Origin of the sequence: Maribacter spongiae (genome assembly GCF_047345125.1) — a bacterium.
Lineage (GTDB): Bacteria > Bacteroidota > Bacteroidia > Flavobacteriales > Flavobacteriaceae > Maribacter.
In genome coordinates this window covers 53,189-72,794 of record NZ_JBLFEQ010000001.1, presented here as the reverse complement: position 1 = coordinate 72,794, position 19,606 = coordinate 53,189, and the positions used below count along the sequence as shown (strand labels likewise).

Annotated in this window: 21 protein-coding genes; 15 read left to right on the top strand and 6 right to left on the bottom strand. The window is 41.3% G+C overall.

Annotated features, from left to right (window positions below; all coding sequences use genetic code 11):
- Positions 1-291 precede the first annotated feature (291 nt).
- From ACKWB9_RS00340 to ACKWB9_RS00305, 8 genes are all read left to right on the top strand, one after another.
- Positions 292-1,293, top strand: a complete 1,002-nt coding sequence (locus ACKWB9_RS00340) for an AAA family ATPase (RefSeq protein WP_414000982.1) — start codon at positions 292-294, stop codon at positions 1,291-1,293.
- Positions 1,294-1,392: 99 nt separating this feature from the next.
- Positions 1,393-2,259 (top strand): DUF58 domain-containing protein, encoded by an 867-nt coding sequence (locus ACKWB9_RS00335; protein ID WP_414000981.1) that lies wholly within the window; start codon positions 1,393-1,395, stop codon positions 2,257-2,259.
- Positions 2,259-3,920 (top strand): hypothetical protein, encoded by a 1,662-nt coding sequence (locus ACKWB9_RS00330; protein WP_414000980.1) that lies wholly within the window; start codon positions 2,259-2,261, stop codon positions 3,918-3,920. Before ACKWB9_RS00335 ends, ACKWB9_RS00330 begins: the two co-directional genes overlap by 1 nt.
- Positions 3,920-4,918, top strand: a complete 999-nt coding sequence (locus ACKWB9_RS00325) for a vWA domain-containing protein (RefSeq protein ID WP_414000979.1) — start codon at positions 3,920-3,922, stop codon at positions 4,916-4,918. The genes ACKWB9_RS00330 and ACKWB9_RS00325 overlap by 1 nt, the downstream gene beginning before the upstream one ends.
- 3 nt (positions 4,919-4,921) lie before the next feature.
- Positions 4,922-5,968, top strand: a complete 1,047-nt coding sequence (locus ACKWB9_RS00320) for a VWA domain-containing protein (protein WP_414000978.1) — start codon at positions 4,922-4,924, stop codon at positions 5,966-5,968.
- Between the two features lies 1 nt (position 5,969).
- Complete coding sequence (locus ACKWB9_RS00315) at positions 5,970-6,866, top strand: tetratricopeptide repeat protein (RefSeq protein WP_414000977.1); 897 nt, start codon at positions 5,970-5,972, stop codon at positions 6,864-6,866.
- A gap of 8 nt (positions 6,867-6,874) precedes the next feature.
- Positions 6,875-8,650: a BatD family protein gene (locus tag ACKWB9_RS00310; RefSeq protein ID WP_414000976.1), complete on the top strand. Its 1,776-nt coding sequence runs from the start codon at positions 6,875-6,877 to the stop codon at positions 8,648-8,650.
- 1 nt (position 8,651) lies between these two features.
- Complete coding sequence (locus tag ACKWB9_RS00305) at positions 8,652-9,413, top strand: tetratricopeptide repeat protein (protein WP_414000975.1); 762 nt, start codon at positions 8,652-8,654, stop codon at positions 9,411-9,413.
- Positions 9,414-9,420: 7 nt separating this feature from the next.
- Here the strand turns inward: ACKWB9_RS00305 and ACKWB9_RS00300 are convergent, their stop codons facing one another.
- On the bottom strand, positions 9,421-9,579 hold the full coding sequence (locus ACKWB9_RS00300; protein ID WP_414000974.1) for a hypothetical protein: 159 nt from the start codon (positions 9,577-9,579) through the stop codon (positions 9,421-9,423).
- A 4-nt stretch (positions 9,580-9,583) separates the two neighbouring features.
- On the opposite strand from ACKWB9_RS00300, the gene ACKWB9_RS00295 reads away from it, so the two are divergent.
- The 6 genes from ACKWB9_RS00295 (at position 9,584) to ACKWB9_RS00270 (ending at position 15,622) form a co-directional block, all read left to right on the top strand.
- Positions 9,584-9,778: a hypothetical protein gene (locus ACKWB9_RS00295; protein ID WP_414000973.1), complete on the top strand. Its 195-nt coding sequence runs from the start codon at positions 9,584-9,586 to the stop codon at positions 9,776-9,778.
- 64 nt (positions 9,779-9,842) lie between these two features.
- A complete protein-coding gene (locus tag ACKWB9_RS00290) occupies positions 9,843-11,417 on the top strand; it encodes a SulP family inorganic anion transporter (protein ID WP_414000972.1) in 1,575 nt (524 codons plus the stop codon).
- A 24-nt stretch (positions 11,418-11,441) separates the two neighbouring features.
- Positions 11,442-12,071 (top strand): carbonic anhydrase family protein, encoded by a 630-nt coding sequence (locus ACKWB9_RS00285; protein WP_414000971.1) that lies wholly within the window; start codon positions 11,442-11,444, stop codon positions 12,069-12,071.
- Between the two features lie 175 nt (positions 12,072-12,246).
- Positions 12,247-14,112, top strand: coding sequence for a SulP family inorganic anion transporter (locus tag ACKWB9_RS00280; RefSeq protein WP_414000970.1), 1,866 nt, complete (start codon positions 12,247-12,249; stop codon positions 14,110-14,112).
- Positions 14,113-14,197: 85 nt separating this feature from the next.
- Positions 14,198-15,220, top strand: coding sequence for a phenylalanine--tRNA ligase subunit alpha (gene pheS / locus ACKWB9_RS00275; RefSeq protein WP_414000969.1), 1,023 nt, complete (start codon positions 14,198-14,200; stop codon positions 15,218-15,220).
- A 6-nt stretch (positions 15,221-15,226) separates the two neighbouring features.
- Entirely contained in the window at positions 15,227-15,622 is a 396-nt protein-coding gene (locus ACKWB9_RS00270; RefSeq protein WP_414000968.1) for a hypothetical protein, read from the top strand.
- A gap of 59 nt (positions 15,623-15,681) precedes the next feature.
- Here the strand turns inward: ACKWB9_RS00270 and ACKWB9_RS00265 are convergent, their stop codons facing one another.
- The 3 genes from ACKWB9_RS00265 to ACKWB9_RS00255 are packed head-to-tail and all read right to left on the bottom strand — an operon-like array spanning position 15,682 to position 17,308.
- The gene (locus ACKWB9_RS00265; protein WP_414000967.1) at positions 15,682-16,173 is read right to left on the bottom strand and encodes a YciI family protein; all 492 of its coding nucleotides are present in this window, start codon (positions 16,171-16,173) and stop codon (positions 15,682-15,684) included.
- Positions 16,170-16,643, bottom strand: coding sequence for a CYTH domain-containing protein (locus ACKWB9_RS00260; RefSeq protein ID WP_414000966.1), 474 nt, complete (start codon positions 16,641-16,643; stop codon positions 16,170-16,172). Before ACKWB9_RS00260 ends, ACKWB9_RS00265 begins: the two co-directional genes overlap by 4 nt.
- Positions 16,640-17,308 carry an NAD(P)H-binding protein gene (locus ACKWB9_RS00255; protein WP_414000965.1) on the bottom strand — a complete coding sequence of 223 codons (669 nt, stop codon included), beginning with the start codon at positions 17,306-17,308 and terminating at the stop codon, positions 16,640-16,642. The genes ACKWB9_RS00260 and ACKWB9_RS00255 overlap by 4 nt, the downstream gene beginning before the upstream one ends.
- A 27-nt stretch (positions 17,309-17,335) precedes the next feature.
- Here ACKWB9_RS00255 and dinB point away from each other — a divergent pair, with 27 nt between their 5' ends.
- Positions 17,336-18,436: a DNA polymerase IV gene (gene dinB, locus ACKWB9_RS00250; protein WP_414000964.1), complete on the top strand. Its 1,101-nt coding sequence runs from the start codon at positions 17,336-17,338 to the stop codon at positions 18,434-18,436.
- A gap of 59 nt (positions 18,437-18,495) precedes the next feature.
- On the opposite strand, the gene ACKWB9_RS00245 is transcribed toward dinB, so the two are convergent.
- Positions 18,496-18,885: a cupredoxin domain-containing protein gene (locus ACKWB9_RS00245; protein ID WP_414000963.1), complete on the bottom strand. Its 390-nt coding sequence runs from the start codon at positions 18,883-18,885 to the stop codon at positions 18,496-18,498.
- A gap of 101 nt (positions 18,886-18,986) precedes the next feature.
- Positions 18,987-19,535, bottom strand: a complete 549-nt coding sequence (locus tag ACKWB9_RS00240) for a carboxymuconolactone decarboxylase family protein (protein ID WP_414000962.1) — start codon at positions 19,533-19,535, stop codon at positions 18,987-18,989.
- Between the last annotated feature and the right edge of the window lie 71 nt (positions 19,536-19,606).

Here is a 19,606-nt window from a genome sequence, read left to right as displayed (position 1 = left end):
ATTTGATAATGTCACCGTAACTATATTCCTTCCCAAAGGGAGTCTAGACGGGACTTATGTAACTTCTCGCCCCAATCTCCCCACATCATCGTTTCAGCAATAATCATGAAATCCTGGATGGATACCGTTCACAGGGGAATGAAATTAAAAAGAAATCCCTTAAAAACTTCACAAAAATAAAGGGTTATCCTTTTTTTTAACCAATTGTTAACAGGTACTCAATGAATAAATTTTCAATTTGCACAACTGTTAAATAATTAACTTATTTAGACCAAAAAACGAAGTTTTTATATGGAGGAAAATACTACTGTTGACATTAGTGCCGTAAATGAGAAAATTGCTCAGGAAAGTGCTTTTATCGATTTACTGATGCTTGAAATGAACAAGGTAATCGTTGGCCAAAAGCACATGGTAGAAAGACTGTTGATCGGTTTATTGGGTCAAGGCCATATACTTTTGGAGGGAGTTCCCGGTCTGGCAAAAACATTGGCGATCAATACCCTGTCAAAAGCGGTCAAGGGAAGCTTTAGCAGAATACAGTTTACCCCCGATCTTTTGCCGGCAGATGTTGTGGGAACACTCATTTACAATATCAAGGAAAATGATTTTTCCATAAAGAAAGGACCCATTTTTGCCAATTTTGTTTTGGCCGATGAAATAAACAGGGCCCCTGCAAAAGTACAATCCGCCCTATTGGAAGCCATGCAGGAAAAACAAGTGACCATTGGTGACGAGACGTTTGTGCTGGATAAACCTTTTTTGGTCATGGCAACCCAAAACCCGGTGGAACAGGAAGGTACCTATCCCTTGCCCGAAGCACAGGTTGACCGTTTTATGCTGAAAACCGTAATCGATTATCCCAAAATGAACGAGGAGCAATTGATCATGCGCCAAAACCTTTTAGGTGCTTATGAGACCGTAAAACCCGTAGTTACCCTAAAGCAGATTCTTAGTGCCCAAAAAGCGGTCAGGGAAGTCTATATGGACGAAAAGATAGAAAAATACATCTTGGATATCGTATTTGCCACAAGATATCCGGAGAAATATAATTTGGAGCATTTAAAGCCGCTCATTAGTTTTGGGGCCTCACCAAGGGGAAGTATCAATTTGGGCAATGCGGCCAAATGCTTCGCTTTTATAAAAAGAAGGGGGTATGTTGTTCCCGAGGATGTAAGGGCCGTGGTACATGATGTACTTAGACATCGAATCGGAATCACATATGAGGCCGAGGCCGAGAATATTACTTCCGAAGAGATCATCAACAAAATCGTTAATGAAATTGAAGTGCCCTAAAAGCGGACGGTTGGCAGGTGCAGTTGGCAGTAAAATCCTTTGACCGGATAAAATAAACTGCTACTGATCGGTGCTCACTGAAAACTGTTTACCAAACCAATGGATACCAAAGAATTACTCAAAAAAGTCCGAAAAATCGAGATAAAGACAAGACGTCTTTCCGACCACATCTTTGGTGGGGAATACCACTCGACCTTTAAGGGCCGTGGTATGACCTTTAGCGAAGTAAGGCAGTATCAGTTTGGTGATGATGTAAGAAGCATTGATTGGAACGTTACCGCAAGATATAACGAGCCTCATGTAAAAGTTTTTGAGGAGGAGCGGGAGTTGACCATGATGTTGATGGTAGATGTAAGTGGATCCGAATTGTTCGGCACGGTCAATCAGTTCAAGAACGAAATTGTAACGGAAATATCCGCAACATTGGCATTTAGTGCGCTACAGAACAACGATAAAGTAGGGCTCATTCTTTTTTCAGATCAGGTAGAATTGTTCATTCCGCCAAAAAAAGGGAAAACCCATGTACTCCGTATCATCAGGGAATTATTGGAATTTAAGCCCAATAGCAATAAAACGGATATTGCGGAAGCGTTGAAGTATCTGACCAACGTAATGAAAAAGAAGGCCATTGTTTTTGTCCTATCGGATTTTATAGCATCGGACTATGAACGCACCTTGAAAATTACGGGCAATAAGCATGATGTTACGGGTATTAGGGTATATGATGAACGGGAAGAAGCTATCCCCAACCTTGGTGTGGTCCAAATGATGGATGCCGAAACGGGGGGCATAAGGTTGGTCAATACCCAATCCAAAAAGGTAAGAAACGCCTATTCCAATTTTCACAGGGAACGTATGGCTTACTTTAAGGATACTTTTACAAAGTCCGGTTGTGGCGTATTGGATTGCAGGGTAGATGAAAGCTATGTGAAAAAGTTATTGGGGTATTTTAAAAGAAGAGGCTGATGAAAATTGAGAGGTTAGAGGTTAGGGTCCAAAATTATCCACTTTCATCAAAGTGGATTTCTTTGCTATGCCTGTTCTTTCTTTCTTTTATGGGATATGCACAGACCGAACCGAACATCTCGTCAGAAGTCGATACCACTTACATAAAAATAGGAGAGCAAATTCAGTGGAAAATAATCGTAGAGGTAGACAGCTCCTCACAGGTTTTTTTTCCCGAAGGGCAGACCTTTTCCCCGTTGGAAACCGTAGAGGCCCTTGCAACGGATACCACCCGTAAAAAAGACCGCTTAACGCTCCAAAAAATCTATGCCCTCACCCAATTTGATTCCGGAGCCTATAAACTACCCGCCCAACGCATAGAAATAGATGGGATGGGCTACTTTACGGATTCCCTGACCATTCATGTGGAAACCGTACCCGTGGATACCCTTGCCCAAAAAATGTATGACATCAAACCCTTGATCGCAGTAGAAAAAAGTAATCCGGGTTTTTGGAAATACCTAATATACGGGCTATTAATTTTACTGATTTTGGGCGGGCTTTTCTATTGGTTCGTTTTGCGAAAAAAACCGTTGACCGAAGAAGAAAAAGAAGCGTTGTTACCTCCATATGACCGGGCACTTTTAGAATTGAAACGATTGGAAAATTCCAAATACCTGATCCAGGACGAATACAAACAGTATTATTCCGAACTTACGGATATTGTTCGTTCCTACTTGGAAGAAGATGCACATGTATCCGCTTTGGAAAGTACCACCGGGCAATTGATCTCCAAATTGGAATTAATGAGGGATGCCGGGGACCTGCAATTGGACAATGATACCATAAAACAGTTCCAACAAATTTTACAGACCGCGGATCTGGTAAAGTTCGCCAAATCAAAACCCGCTACCTCTATTGCGGAACAGGACAGGAAATTAGTGGAACAGATCGTGGTCAAGACCCATGATGCCTTACCTGAACCGACCGAGGAAGAATTGATGCAGCAAGCGGCATACCAAGAGGAGCTGGAACAGAAAAAACAGAAGAAAAAAATAATTATTGGAATAGCTTCCCTTGCGGCCATTCTGTTGATCGGGACTACCATAGCCGGCTTCAAGTTCGGTTTCGGATATTTAAAAGATACCGTTCTAGGTCACCCTACCAAAGAACTTTTGGAAGGGGAGTGGATCAGGAGTACTTACGGCTATCCCCCTATTACCATAGAAACGCCCAAAGTCTTGGTAAGGCAAGAAGTGAAATTGCCCCCAGAGGCAAAAGCGGCCATAAATGATATACAGGCCTTTGGATATAGAAGTTCTATTGGGCTATTTACCATGGCCACTACCTCCCTGACCCTAAATCCGCAAGCAGACCCCAATGTGGAACAAACGGTTGAGCAAATCCTAAAAGGATTCGAATCACAGGGAGCCAAAAACATTATCACCAAACAGGAAGAGTTCACCACTATTGGTGGAACAAAAGGATTAAAAATACACGGTAGCGGAAAATTTGCCGTGCCGGAATCAAAAGAATTGATAAAAGGAAAATATACGGTACTGCTATTTAGCGGAAAGGGCTTTCAACAGTATTTCATTGTCACCTGGTTGGATGATGATACCTATGCACAGGAAATGGTAGACCGCATACTCACCACAATAGAAGTAAAAACGGAAGTATAATGTTGGAGAATATATCATTTGCCAATCCCGATTTTTTCTGGTTGTTCCTATTACTACCCTTGGCCATATTATGGTATCTGTTCAAGCAAGGGCAGGAAACTGCCGCACTTCGTATTTCCAGTATCCAGGGATTTGGCCATAATAGCTTTTTACCAAAACTCAAGCCATTACTTTTTGTATTGCGCCTTTTGGCATTAAGTGCTATAATCGTAGCCATGGCAAGACCCCAGACCGAGGATATCTCTACACGGGCCAAGACCACCAAAGGAATAGATATCGTCATGGCCATAGATGTATCTTCCAGTATGCTGGCCCGGGACCTAAAACCCAATAGATTGTCCGCACTTAAAAAAGTAGCTGCCGATTTTATCAAAAAACGACCTAACGATCGTATCGGGTTAGTGGTCTATGCCGGCGAGGGATATACCAAAACACCGGTAACAACGGACAAATCCATTGTTTTGAGTGCCTTAAGGGAAATAACCTATGGGCAGTTGCAAGACGGCACGGCTATTGGAATGGGGTTGGCAACAGCGGTCAATAGGTTAAAAGAAAGTAAGGCCAAAAGTAAAATTATCATTCTTTTAACGGACGGTGTCAATAATTCTGGTTTTATTGAGCCACAAACAGCAGCAGATCTGGCCATCGAGTTCGATATTAAAGCCTATACCATAGGCCTGGGCACCAATGGCAATGCCCTATCACCTATTGCATATAATGCCGATGGTTCTTTTAGGTATGGTATGCAACAAGTGGAAATAGACGAAGCGCTGTTGGAAGATATTGCCAAGGTCACGGGGGGCAAATATTTTAGGGCCACGAACAACGAGAAGTTAGAGGAAATCTATGATGAGATCAACAAATTGGAAAAAACGGAAATAGAGGAGTTTAAATATTACCGTTATGAGGAGAAGTTCAGACCTTGGGTTTTAATTGCAGGGGCATTCCTTATTTTGGAATGGATTTTGAGAAATACGTTATTCAGAAGTTTTATATAAACTATGGTACAGTTAGACGAAAAAATATATTTCTATCTGTTTTTTATCGTTCCGGTACTCGTTGTGTTGTTCCTGTTATTACTTATCTGGAAAAAAAGGACACAGAAAAGATTTGCCGATCATGCATTGCTTAAAAGGCTTGTGCCAAACCGTTCTTATTATAAAGGTACATTAAAGCTTATATTGTTTCTTTTAGGGCTTTCCCTTTTGATCTTAGGACTGGTAAATCCTAAAATAGGGACTAAATTGGAAACCGTAAAGCGCGAAGGTGTTGATATTGTATTTGCCGTTGATGTATCCAAAAGCATGTTGGCGGAAGATATAGCTCCCAACCGGTTGGAAAAAGCAAAAAGACTGGTTTCCGAGATTATCAACCAATTGGCGAGTGATCGTATCGGAATAATCGCCTATGCAGGCCAGGCCTTTCCCCAATTGCCCATAACTACGGATTATGGTGCGGCCAAAATGTTCTTGCAGAGCATGAACACCAATATGCTTACCTCTCAGGGCACCGCCATTAATGAAGCCATTGAACTGGCCACCACATATTATGATGATGACGAACAGACCAATCGTGTCCTTTTCATTATTTCGGATGGGGAAGACCATTCCGAAGGCTCCGCGAGCAATGCTGTAGAGGCGGCCGTAGATGAAGGTATAAAAATTTATACGATCGGTGTGGGGAAATCCAAGGGTGCACCTATTCCGATCAAACGAAACGGAATATTGGAAAGCCTTAAAAAAGATGCCCAGGGAGAAGTGGTCATTACCAAATTGAACGAAACTGTTTTAGCCGATATCTCCGGAGAAGGCAATGGCAAATATATAGATGGTTCCAATACGGACGAGGCCGTGGAATTTATAAAAGAGGAACTGTTGAAAATGGATAAAAAAGAATTTGAAGCCAAGCAGTTTGCAGAATACAAAGATCAATTTCAATGGTTTCTGGGAGCCGGACTTTTGTTCTTATTTTTGGAAATATTTATCTTGGATCGCAAAACCAGATGGCTTAAAAAATTGAATTTGTTCAACGAAAAACAAATTGAATAACATGAAAAAGATATTTTTCCTGCTTTTTGTTTTCCTGTTTTCTTTTGTGGGTTTCGCACAAGAAGATGAAGTAAAAGTTAAAGAAAAAGCTTTAAGGGCTTCAAAGAATTTTACATGGGAAGGCAATAAGAATCTATCCGAAAACAACTTTATCGAGGCTGAGGTGGACTATAGAAAAGCAATTGCCAAAAGCCCCGAAAATGTTGCGGCGCCTTACAATTTGGGCAATGCCTATTACAACAATGAAACCTATAGTGAAGCTTTTGGTAGATTTAAGGAGGCGGGTGAATCCGCTTCTTCCAAAACGGACAAGCATAGGGCCTATCATAATATGGGCAATGTTTTTATGAAAAGAAAGGATTATGCCAAGGCGGTGGAAGCCTATAAAGAAGCCCTACGGAACGACCCAAAAGATGAGGAAACCCGGTATAATTTGGCATTGGCAAAAGAACTGCTGAAAAAGGACGAACAGAACAAGGACAAAAACGACGAAAAGAAAGACGATCAAAATCAGCAGGACAAGAAAGATCAGAACCAGGATCAAGATAAGGACGGGGACAAGAAAGATCAGAACCAGGATCAAGATAAGGACGGGGACAAGAAAGATCAAAAAGACCAAGATCAGGATCAAAAAGATAAAGGGGACGAAGGTGATAAGGGTGATGAAAAGAAAGACGAGAACAAGGAAGGTGATGGGGACCAAAAACAAGAACAGAAGAAAAAACCCGAGGAGGGAAATGAACCCCGTGAACAAAAACAACCCAGACCCGATCAACTGTCCAAACAGCAGGTTGAAAACTTGTTAAGAGCAATGCAAAATGCCGAAAAACAAGTTCAGGAAAAAATTGATGCCAAAAAGGTCAAAGGTGTCAAAGTCAAGAACGAAAAGGATTGGTAATACGGAGCATGTCTAAAAGGCTATTCATTTTTATTTCAATATTTTTCCTCGTCCTTAATTTAGGGGCGCAGGATAATAGTGCCATTACATTTGAAATGAAGTTGAGCAAATCAAAATTGGGCCTCAATGAACGGCTTAGAGTGGATTTCACCATGAACAAGGACGGTGATAATTTTAACCCACCGGATTTTGAGGGGTTCAGGGTTTTAATGGGTCCGTCCCAGTCCATAAGCTCTTCATGGATCAATGGGGTGAGAAGTTATTCAAAAAGTTATTCCTACACACTGGCGCCGACCGCCAGGGGAAAGTTTACCATTAAACAGGCCACTATCGTCATAGGGGGCAAAACATACAAGTCTTTAGCAAAAGAGGTAGAAGTAACTGCCGCCGTAGATAAACCGAACGGTCAAATGACCGCAAACGATATTGCGGACGAGAACCTGCATTTGGTCGCAGAAGTATCTAAAAGCAACCCTTACCTAAACGAAGCCATTAGCGTAGTCTACAAATTATATGTAAGTCCCTCCATTAGTGTTTCCAATTTCCAGCCTTTGGACAACCCCAAATACAATAATTTTTGGAGCCAGGATATCAAGACCTCCGCCCTTAATGCACAAAATGGGACATATAAAGGCAAGCCTTATCGCTATGTAGTATTAAAACGCGTTGTTCTGTATCCCCAAAAATCCGGTAAGTTGGAAATAGAACCGCTTTCTTTGGATGTTACCGTTGATGTTCCTACGAGCAAAAGGGATTTCTTTGGAGGTCGCATCTACGCACAGACCAGTAAAACGGTTTCCGCGGGCAAGCGCACCATTAACGTAAAGGCCCTACCTACGGAAAATCAACCCGCCGGTTTTAATGGAGCGGTCGGGGATTTTGATTTCATGGTCGTTACGAGCAAAACCAACCTCAATGCCTCAGAATCGTTGCAAGCCACAGTAGAAGTTAGTGGAAAAGGAAATTTAAAACTTTTTAAGCTTCCGGAGCCCGAACTGCCCGGTGCTTTGGAAGTCTATGAACCGGAATTGAAAGAAGGGGTCCGTACTACGTTAAGTGGCATGCAGGGCAAAGTAAGCAATGCTTATACCATCGTGCCCGCATATAAGGGCAAATACCCCATTCCATCCATAACCTTTAGTTATTTCAACCCAAAATCCCAAAAGTACGTTATACTACGTTCGGACGAGATCATCATCAACGTTCTGGAAGGTCCCACTAACGGTACGGGCAACGTTGTAAATGGTCCTATTGGAAATAAGCAGAGTGTGGTCGCTACGGGAAATCAATTCAATTTCATCAAACTTTCACCCAACCTTTCCGCAAAAGGAAGAAGTTACTTTTTTGGTTCCATCTCATTTTATATTTGGTTGTTGGGGCCGGTATTATTGATTCCATTAGCAATTTTATTCCGAAAGAAAAGAGAGGAAATAGCAAGTGATGTTGCCGGAAACAAAGTCAAGAAAGCCAATCGCCTTGCCAAAAGATATCTGTCCAAGGCCAAGAAAGAACTCGGTAACAAAGATTCTTTTTATGTGGCCCTGGAGAAAGCGCTCCATAACTATTTGAAAGCGAAGCTCAAAATCGAAACCGCGGAATTCAGTAAAGATAAAATCTCAGAACTGTTAACGGAAAAACAGGTTGATGAAACCCCTATCGCCGGTTTTATAGAATTACTAAAAAATTGCGAAGCTGCCAGATACAGCCCTTTCTCCAATGTGCAAATGCAAAATGATTATGAAAAGGCCAGTGAGGTAATCGCTTTAATGGATAAACAACTGTAATATGGGCAAAAAGATTTTCATTCTGTATTGTCTTTGTTTTTCAATTTGGTCCAACGCCCAAAATGAAGCTGTTTTTAATAAAGCTACCTCCGAATACAATGAAGGTAATTATCAAAAAGCAATAGATCATTATCTAGATATATTGGAAAGCGGCCAACATTCCGCAGCGGTTTATTTTAATCTTGGAAACTCCTACTACAAGCTAAATGAGATAGCGTCCAGTATATACTATTATGAAAAGGCATTGCTGCTAACGCCCAATGACCCGGAAATAAAAAACAATCTTGGCTATGCCCGTAATATGACTTTAGATGCCATAGAAACCTTGCCGGAAACAGGATTGTCAAAACTTTACAAATCCATTACAACTATATTTTCCTTTGACCAATGGGCTTATTTAGCAATTGTATTCATGCTATTGTTCGTACTACTTTATATCACATTTTATTATTCCCGATATTCCGCTAGAAAAAGATGGGCCTTTATCAGTAGCTTGATTTCACTGTTCATAACAATAGTAGCGGTACTTTTTGCCTTCACGCAGTTTAACGATTTTGAAGCCGAACAGCCCGCTATTGTCTTTGCCGATGAAATTGGCATAAAATCAGAACCTAACCCCTCTAGTCAAGAAGTATTTTCATTACACGCCGGAACCAAGGTAAACGTTCTGGATAAATTAAACGAATGGAAAAAAATCAGGATCTCGGATGGAAAAACCGGTTGGATCCTCTCTGGGGATATAAAATTGTTAAAGGATTTTTAAAACAATTTTAACAACGATCCAATAGCAATACCGCTATATTTGCTGTTTTCGTTTCAGGAAAATTTATGATAAAGACCATTTTAATATTTTTTCTTTCCTCGATACTTACAATGGCTATTCTTGCTCCGTCCGTAATAGTATTATTGGACAGAGACTGCAAAGCCATGGTTATGGATTTTAACGAGGAGGAAAATAAAAAAGAGGAAAAAAAGGAGATTGGCGAGAAAAATTTCCTGTTTTATTCCTGGGTCAATGATTTTCGCTTATCGGAACACCAAAAATCATCTTTAGCAGCTACTTATATCGCCAACTACACATTTGCTTATTTAGAAGTTAGTATTCCACCGCCCGAATACATGGGTTAGTCTTTTCATTATTCTTATTACTAACCTGTCTTCCTATAGGTCGAAGACAATATAATTTTTAAATATGTTCAAATATATAAAAAACGACTTGCCTGCAAGTATCGTTGTATTTTTTGTTGCCCTACCCTTATGTTTGGGTATTGCCCTGGCCAGTGGGGCACCTTTGTTTTCCGGTTTGATCGCCGGCATTATCGGTGGTATTGTTGTGGGTGCCTTAAGTGGTTCCCAAATAGGGGTCAGCGGACCAGCCGCAGGATTGGCCGCTATCGTCTTAACCGCTATCGGTGCCTTGGGAGGTTATCAGAATTTTCTTTTAGCCGTTGTTTTGGGCGGAGCCATCCAATTGGCGTTCGGAATCCTTAAAGCTGGGATCATAGGATATTATTTCCCCTCCTCTGTCATTAAGGGAATGCTTACCGGCATCGGGATAATTATTATCCTAAAACAGATTCCACATTTTTTTGGATACAATCCCGAAAGTAATTTCGTGTTTTTTGAAACGGACGGTCAGAATACTTTCTCGGAAATTTTTCAAACCGTCAACAACATAAGTCCCGGTGCTACGCTAGTGGCCGTAATTGGTTTGGCCATCCTATTGTTGTGGGATAAAGTTCTCGCCAAAAAAGGTAAAATTTTTCAACTTGTACAAGGTCCTTTAGTGGCCGTGGCCGTTGGTATTATTTTTTATGTCCTTACCATGGATAGTGAAACGATCTCCATTTCATCTGATCATCTGGTAAGCGTTCCTATTCCAGAAGATGCTACATCATTTTTAGCACAATTCAGCTTTCCTAATTTTGGGGCCATTTCCAATCCCCAAATCTGGATTACCGCATTTACCATTGCCCTGGTGGCAAGTCTTGAAACTTTGCTCTGTGTAGAAGCTACGGACAAACTGGATCCCTATAAAAATGTAACTCCCACTAATAGGGAGCTATTGGCACAGGGAACCGGAAACATATTATCCGGCATGGTCGGAGGACTCCCGATCACGCAGGTAATCGTGCGTAGTTCTGCCAATATTCAATCCGGGGGAAGATCAAAAATGTCCGCCATTATCCATGGGTTCTTCTTATTGATCTCTGTAATCTTAATCCCCAGATTATTGAACATGATTCCCTTGTCCGTGCTTGCCGCCATCCTGCTTATAGTCGGTTATAAATTGGCAAAACCGGCATTGTTCAAAAAAATGTATCAGTTAGGTTGGAAACAATTCATTCCTTTTACGGTGACCGTCTTAGGCATTGTCTTTACGGACCTATTGGTCGGCATTGGTTTGGGATTGGCCGTTGGTGTCGTGGTCATTTTGATAAAAAGCTATCAAAACTCGCATTTTCTGCATATTGAGGATAAAAGCAATGGAATCCATAAGATAAAAATGACCTTGGCGGAGGAAGTGACTTTTTTCAACAAAGGGGCCATTTTAAAAGAATTGGACAGTATCCCCAAAGATTCGTATCTTGAATTGGATGTACGAAATACGCGATACCTGGATAATGATATTATTGAAATCCTTGAAGATTTTTCCGGAAAGGCCAAAAATAGGAATATCGACATTAAACTGATCTCTGAACGGGGCATTACCGAAAACCCCGATAGTTATATTGAATTTTTTAAGCTGAGACCAAAATCGGCCTAACATCACATTAAAAAAGTTAAAAAAATGAAAGCACATACAAAAGAGACCCAAGCGGCGATTACGCCAGATTCCGCAATTCAATTGTTAAAGGAAGGCAATGCCAGGTTTGTTGCGGACAATGCAATAAACCGAAACCTATTGGAGCAGGTGAAGGATACGGCTACAGGGCAATACCCCTTTGCAACTGTTCTAAGTTGCATTGATTCAAGGGTTTCCGCAGAACTCATTTTCGATCAAGGGGTCGGAGATATTTTTAGTGCCAGAGTGGCCGGGAATATAGCCAATGAAGACCTTTTGGGAAGCATAGAATTCGCCTGCAAATTGGCCGGAACCAAAGTCCTTGTAGTTCTGGGGCATACCGCTTGTGGAGCGGTCAAAGGGGCATGTGACGGGGCCAAACTGGGAAATCTCACTATTCTGTTAGATAAGATAACCCTTGCCGTAGATGCCGTTAAAGAGCCTGTGGACGCCTCGCTAAGGAATTCCAAAAACATTGATTTTGTAAATGAGGTAGCCCTAAAAAACGTACAAATGACGATAGACACCATTAGAAAAACAAGTCCCGTCCTCAAAGAAATGGAAGATAATGGGGAAATTAAAATAGTGGGTGCCATGTATGATATCAATAATGCAAAAGTTACCTTTTCGGAATAAAATACCACGATGTTTAAAGTAAAGCCAATGCAAATGCATTGGCTTTTTGCTTTAAAAATATTATCTTATCCTATTGAAAAACAACACTATCTATTCAAATTGAAGATAATGTTAGTACTAACAGAAATGTTGATCGGCAAATTATGTCGGACCTCAAAAAAACAAACAACAACGGATGAAAAACCTATTCTCTAATCTCAAAGGAGATTTTTTTGGCGGTATTACCGCAGGTATTGTAGCCCTGCCGCTGGCACTGGCATTTGGGGTAAGTTCTGGCCTAGGGCCCAGTGCCGGGCTTTACGGAGCTATTTTCATAAGTTTCTTTGCTGCGCTTTTTGGTGGTACCGACACCCAGATTTCAGGTCCGACCGCACCTATGACGGCAGTAAGTATGGTAATTATAGCAGGTATCGTTGCCATCTATGACGGTCAAGTAGAAAAAGCATTGCCCGCAATTCTAACGATATTTTTACTGGCCGGACTATTTCAGATCGGTCTTGGGCTATTGGGATTGGGCAAATACATTAGATATATTCCTTATCCCGTGGTATCCGGTTTTATGACGGCCATTGGTTTGATTATCATCATCACCCAAATTTTACCGGCCATTGGTTATTATCCAAAAGAAGATACGGCCTTTGTAGCTAAATTTAAACCCGAAGCGGAGGAATTAATTTTAGAAAGTATCTTACGTGAAGAAGCCAAGGAAGGTATTTTGGTCTTAGAGGATTTTGAGGAAACCATAAAGCGTTCGAATGAGGTTACGGCCTCCGCCATCTTAAAAGAGGCCAAAACCTTGGCCGGTTCGGCCTCGTCCGGTGTTATAGGTTCTATAAAGGCGTTGCCCAGGGCACTCAAAAACATCAACTGGTTGGAGCTCGGCCTGACGCTGGCTACGATCATTATCATTTTTGGCTTTAAAAGAATAACGACCGCTATTCCAAGTACCCTTGTAGGGTTAATAATTGTGTCCGGAGCGGCATACGCTTTTGGTTTGGATTATCGTCCCATTGAACAAATACCCGATGGCCTGCCCATTCCAAATATGGAGATATTCACTACATTTAAGCTAAACGCTTTTACGCCCTATGTGTTTACCGCCTTGACCCTGGCTATTTTGGGAGCCATAGACTCTCTGTTGACCTCTGTAGTAGCGGATAACATGACCAAGACCAAACACAGTCCCAATAAGGAGCTTTTGGGCCAGGGGATCGGCAATAGTATTGCGGCAATTTTTGGGGGGCTGCCGGGTGCCGGGGCAACTATCAGAACCGTAGTGAATATAAATTCGGGAGGTAAAAGCAAGCTTTCGGGAATGATCGCCGGGGTTTTGCTTTTATTGATATTGCTGACCTTAGGTCCTGTTGCCTCTCAAATTCCAGCAGCTGTTCTAGCGGGAATTTTAATCACAGTGGGAATCAGCGTTATGGATTATAAGGGTCTTAAAGCCATTCCCAGTCTGCCAAGAGATTTGAAATTTGGCCCCCTAAAGCTGAGTTCCGAGGTAATCGTGATGATCATAGTCATGGTTTTATCCACTTTTTGGGATTTGATTTATGCAGTAGGTATCGGACTGGTCATCGCATCACTTATGTTCATGAAAAAAATGGGGGACCTAACTGCGGAACGATCAGATGTCAAGACCCTGGAAAAGGAAAAAGCATGGCCCGACGAATCGGGTTTCCCAAAAAACCTACGGGAAGAAGTCTTCATTAAACATCTAAAAGGGCCATTGTTTTTTGGTTCGACAAGCGACTTTCAGGCATTGGCGGAGCAAATTCCAAAAACCGCTTCTTCCGTAATTATCAGAATGGGGCGCATGCAATACATAGATCAGTCGGGGCTATATGCCTTAGAGGATGTTTTAATAGACCTTGAGAATTCAAATATCAACGTACTTCTTGTAGATGTATTAAAACAACCCAGATATATGCTGGAGAGAGTAGATGTTATTCCCGACCTAATTCCGGAAGAACACATCTTCGATACTTTTGAAAGTTGCTTGGAATGGGTCAAAAACAATGTGAAAGATGAATATTAATCTACATTTCTGCCTTTTCAAAATCCCCTAAAAAATAAGCCCTGCTATTTTAAATGTCTTAAATTTGCCGCTTTAGTCCATAGCCATGATAGAGACGATAAAGAAGCACATTGAAGAGGTTGAACAATTTACGGCGGATACCGCTGCGGCCATTGAAACCTTCCGCATAAAATATTTGGGTAAAAAGGGAGTGTTGAACACATTCTTTGGTGAGTTCAAAAACGTGCCCAATGAACAAAAAAAAGAATTTGGCCAAGCCATCAACACGCTAAAGCAGGCAGCTACCAATAAGGTAACCACACTTAAGGATGCCTTGGAGAGCAATACGGAAGAAAAAGGAATTTACGGGGATTTAACACGGCCGGGTGAACCCGAAGAATTAGGGGCCCGCCACCCGATATCCATCGTAAAAAATCAGATTATAGAGATTTTTTCCAGAATTGGCTTTAACGTTTCCGAAGGCCCTGAAATAGAGGATGATTGGCACAATTTCACGGCATTGAACCTCCCGGAATATCATCCGGCCAGGGATATGCAGGACACATTTTTTGTGCAGACCGACCCCGATATTTTATTACGCACACATACCTCATCGGTCCAAGTACGGTATATGGAAAACAATAAACCTCCCATTCGTACCATATCTCCAGGGAGGGTATATAGGAATGAGGCAATTTCCGCCCGTTCCCATTGTTTCTTTCATCAGGTAGAAGGGCTCTATATTGATAAGGACGTATCTTTTGCCGATTTAAAACAGACATTACAATATTTTACTACAGCACTTTTCGGAAAATCCAAGATTCGTTTACGCCCCTCCTATTTTCCCTTTACGGAACCCAGTGCGGAGGTAGATGTGTATTGGGGCCTGGAGACCGAGACGGACTATAAAATGACCAAAGGAACGGGCTGGTTGGAAATTATGGGCTGTGGCATGGTGGATCCAAACGTACTACGCAATTGCAATATCGATCCCGATGAATATTCCGGTTTTGCCTTTGGTATGGGTATTGACCGTATTGCCCTTTTGCTGCATCAAATCTCCGATATCCGTTTATTGAGCGAAAACGACATTCGCTTTTTGGAACAGTTTAAACGTGCATTGTACTAGGGCTTTATGAAAAAGGATATTGAAATCCCTATAGCCAAGGATGTATATGTGGCCCTAGTCCACGAATGGAACGAGGAGTTTCTTTCCAAAGATTGGAATGCTTATATTTTGAACGATCGTACTTCTCCCATAGAAATGGTCATCATAGTATCCAAAGGGTATAACGGAGACCAAAAAACATCTACCATGCGCCATGCCATTGGTAATGTTGCTGCTAAATCCTATGAAAAAATAGAGGTGGTCCAAGAAGATGTGCTACAATTGAACAACGAATTTTTTGTAACCTATTATGCGGATGGCAAACTGTACGAGAAACGTTTTTTATTTGAAAAAAGCAGTGTTGTCACCGCTAATCTCACTATGATCCCCCTAATAGAAAAGGATGGGGTCTTTGCAAAATAGGAAAGCGTTAATCCCTTATCTTTAATTCACATTCGGATGCCGAGCTTGATGTTATATCCCTATCTAAGTGGAAAGCCTTTGGCCGCCCACCAGGGATGTACCTCTATGACCAATCTTCCCGCCATGACCATGGGATCTGCGTTTGCCAAACTATCGGCCATTTCCTGCGTAGGTGTATTGTAAATGGTTATTCCCCTAATTTCGCCATCATCTCCAAAAGGCCCGGAAATATCGGCATGGCCCAGTTCATACATTTTTCCCAAATGTGCCAAATGTAATGCTTGCAAGCTGTCCGTTTCCTTTTTGGATTGCGATCTATTGTCCCCTCTTTTTAAAAATGCGATAAAATATTGCTGCATTAACACGGTGTCCTTAGCCTTTTCGTCTACATAATCAATTATTTGAAAGCCTTTTGCGGTGAGTTCCTCTTTGATCTGCTTGGCAGATGGCTTAATTTCCTCCGTTGTGTTTAAAACTTCTTGTTTTGCAAGCTGTTCCCGCTTACAGGAAAGTATCGTTATGACGAACAATATAAATGCTAGATTTTTCATAAGTTCCATGTATTATAAGGTTTTATGGTCAATTGCGAATTGTAATATTTAACATCTCCCGTTACTTCCCTGCCCAACCATTCAGGTTGCTCAAAAGGTTCATTTTCAGAACCCAATTCCACTTCGGCCACAATAAGTCCTTTATTCGCTCCATAAAATTCATCTACCTCGAACAGATGGTTCCCGACAGGGACAAGATATCGTTTTTTCTCTAAAATGGGTTTTTCACAAAGTGCCAGCAGTACTCTGGCTTCGTCAATATCGATTTCCCTTTCCCATTCAAAACGGGAGGTTCCGCTTGTATTCGATTTTCCCTTCACTGTAATAAAACCACTTTTTCCTTTTATGCGAACCCTAACCGTACGTTCCGGATGTGTACTTAAAAAGCCTTGTACAATCTCGCTTTGCGAAGTGGATTCAGGCTTATACTTATTGGATTTTACTAAGAATTTACGTTCAATTTCAATCATGGTCCTGCCAACTTTTGTAATTCATCCGAAGGTATGCGTTCTTTCTCATAGGTATGGTTATCCAACCAGATCATGGCTTGTACAATTTGTTCTAGTCGAATAGATCTATATTTTTCCAATCCGCCTATCAAAATAGGGTCGACCACTTTCATTATTTGTTTAAAAACCCGTTCGCCCGTTCGGTTTTCTTTTCGGTTGCCTCCGATCAATGATGGCTGTAATATATGTACTTTGGGTATTTGCCGCTTTAAAATAGCCATTTCCATTGTTCCTTTGACACGATTATAAAAAATACGGCTATCGGAATCTGCGCCCAAAGCCGAAACAACTATAAAGGAAGGAATGCCATTCCGCCGGGCAATTTTAGCGGCGGCCACGGGAATACCATAATCTATTTTGTGATACAGCTCCTTATCCGGGGTTTTTGCAGCGGTAGTTCCTATACAGCAAAAAACCGTATCTCCCCTAAACTCATCTTGAAATGAATCAAAGTGAAACAAATCTACCAGAAATTCTTCCAATTTTGCATGGTCCAGACCAACACTGGATCTTGAAAAGAGTTTTATTTTGGCATAACGGGCATCTTCCAAGAGGTATTGAAGCAAGATGTTTCCCGTTAAACCCGTAGCCCCAAGAATAATTGCTGTTCTTCCCTTGAATCCCATCCAATTAATATAGGCTAATTTTGTAGAATGGCAAATAATCTTCCCCTGCGCAAAATAATACATGTGGATATGGATGCCTTTTATGCTTCCGTGGAGCAGTTGGACAATCCTGAGCTTAGGGGAAAGCCTATTGCCGTTGGTGGAAGTTCCAAAAGGGGCGTTGTGGCAGCCGCCAGTTATGAAGCAAGGAAATTTGGGGTACGCAGTGCCATGAGCAGCGTTTTGGCCCAACGCAATTGCCCTGAACTGATCTTTGTTAAGGCCCGTTTTGACCGCTATAAGGAAATATCAAAAAAAATCCGTACTATTTTCTTAGAATATACAGATCTGGTAGAGCCCTTGTCCCTGGATGAGGCTTATCTGGATGTTACCGTTAATAAAAAGGGAAATCCGTCCGCTACGCTTATCGCAAGGGAAATAAGGAAGCGTATCCTGAAGGAGACCGGTTTGAACGCCTCTGCGGGTATCTCCATCAACAAGTTTATTGCCAAGGTGGCCAGTGATATCAATAAACCTAATGGTCAAAAAACGGTCAATCCAGAAGAGGTAATCGCTTTTTTGGAAGGTCTGGAAATCCGAAAGTTTTATGGGGTAGGCAAAGTTACGGCAGCGAAAATGTATAAACTGGGTATTTTTTCGGGACACGATCTGAAGGCAAAATCACTGGATTTTTTAGAGACACACTTTGGGAAAAGTGGCAGTTACTACTATCATGTGGTAAGAGGTATCCATACCAGCGCCGTAAAACCGCACAGGACTCCAAAATCCGTAGGAGCGGAACGTACCTTTCGTGAAAACCTGAGCAGTGAAATATTTATGCTGGAACGTTTGGAACATATTGCCCATGAGCTGGAACATCGCCTCAAGAAATCCAATATTGCCGGAAAAACGGTAACCCTTAAAATTAAGTACAGTGATTTTACGTTGAACACACGTAGCAAGACACTCCCTTATTTTATTTGGGAAAAAGCACTTATCCTAGAAACGGCAAAGGAATTGCTATACCAGGAAGAACTTCAAAATTCCGTAAGGTTGCTCGGTATTTCATTGGCCAATCTGAATACGGAAAAGAAAGAAAAAGAGAATGGGGAAGAAGCAATATCCGTGCAATTGAGGTTTGAGTTTTAAAGCAAAAACCCCCATTGGCAATAGACCAATAGGGGTTTTATTAAACACTTGAACAAATTTTATAATACAATCAACGTGTTATCCGTAGATGTTGGGTTTAACGGGCAGAAATATACATACTCCCCTTTTTCCAATTTTGTAGGTTTTGATGATTGCTTTTTGCCTGTTGCCACTTGCTCCGTTACATAGGCAGTCTGGATGTGGTTCTCCGGTTTGGAGGCATCTTGTCCCTTTTTTACCAAAACAAAGCCTACATTATGACCCACGGCATTGTTGGAAATTTCAAATACATAAGTACCTGCTGATACTGTAATTTGCTTTTGGGTAAATTCTCCCGGTGTTTGCTCCAATGCAATGGTCTTAGGCGCATCTTTCATCATTTTATCCTGTGCGTTAGTGGATAAGATAGTACCAAGGGCCAATACAATTACTGTGATTACTTTTTTCATGATTTGTGATTTTTGATATTCCTTTTAATTAAGGAATCTTGTTTATACTAATTTTGATTTTGACCATACTTTAGCGGACGGCCTTCGCTTTTATTTGTATTTTACGCTTCAACTGCCTCTAAAGGTTGGGCTACTGGAAAATCCACGGGAACATCCGTAGTTTTGTGCAGATAATTGGAAATGGTCTTATCACCGACCAAAACAATGGTATCTACCAGGTTTTCTTTGGTCCATCCGGCATTTAAAAAATTATCTACTACCTCGGCATCCGTAGCACCTCTGTTCTCGGTAATATTTTTGGCCAATTTTGCCAAGGCATCGAACTTTGTATCAAAAGAAGCGTTACCACCTCTCAATTCAATGATCTGTTCATCTGTAAATCCGTTCATTTTTCCTATCGCCGTATGTGCGGACAAACAATATGTACAATTGTTAACTTGGCTTACGGCAAGGTTTACTACTTCTTTTTCCTTAGCGTTCAAGGAGGTTTTGACATTGCTCAATGCCAAATAGTTTCCCAATGCATTTTCTGAATGTGCATAGGTGGCATATAGATTTGGTACAAAACCTAGGGCTTTTTCCAAATTATCAAAAATTGCCTGGTTATTCGCTGTTACTTCTTCTCTTTTGGGTACATTAAACGTGCTCATAATATAGAATTTAAAATGTTATTGAATTAAATTGATATAAAGGGTTTCTCCGTATCACAATAAAAATCATG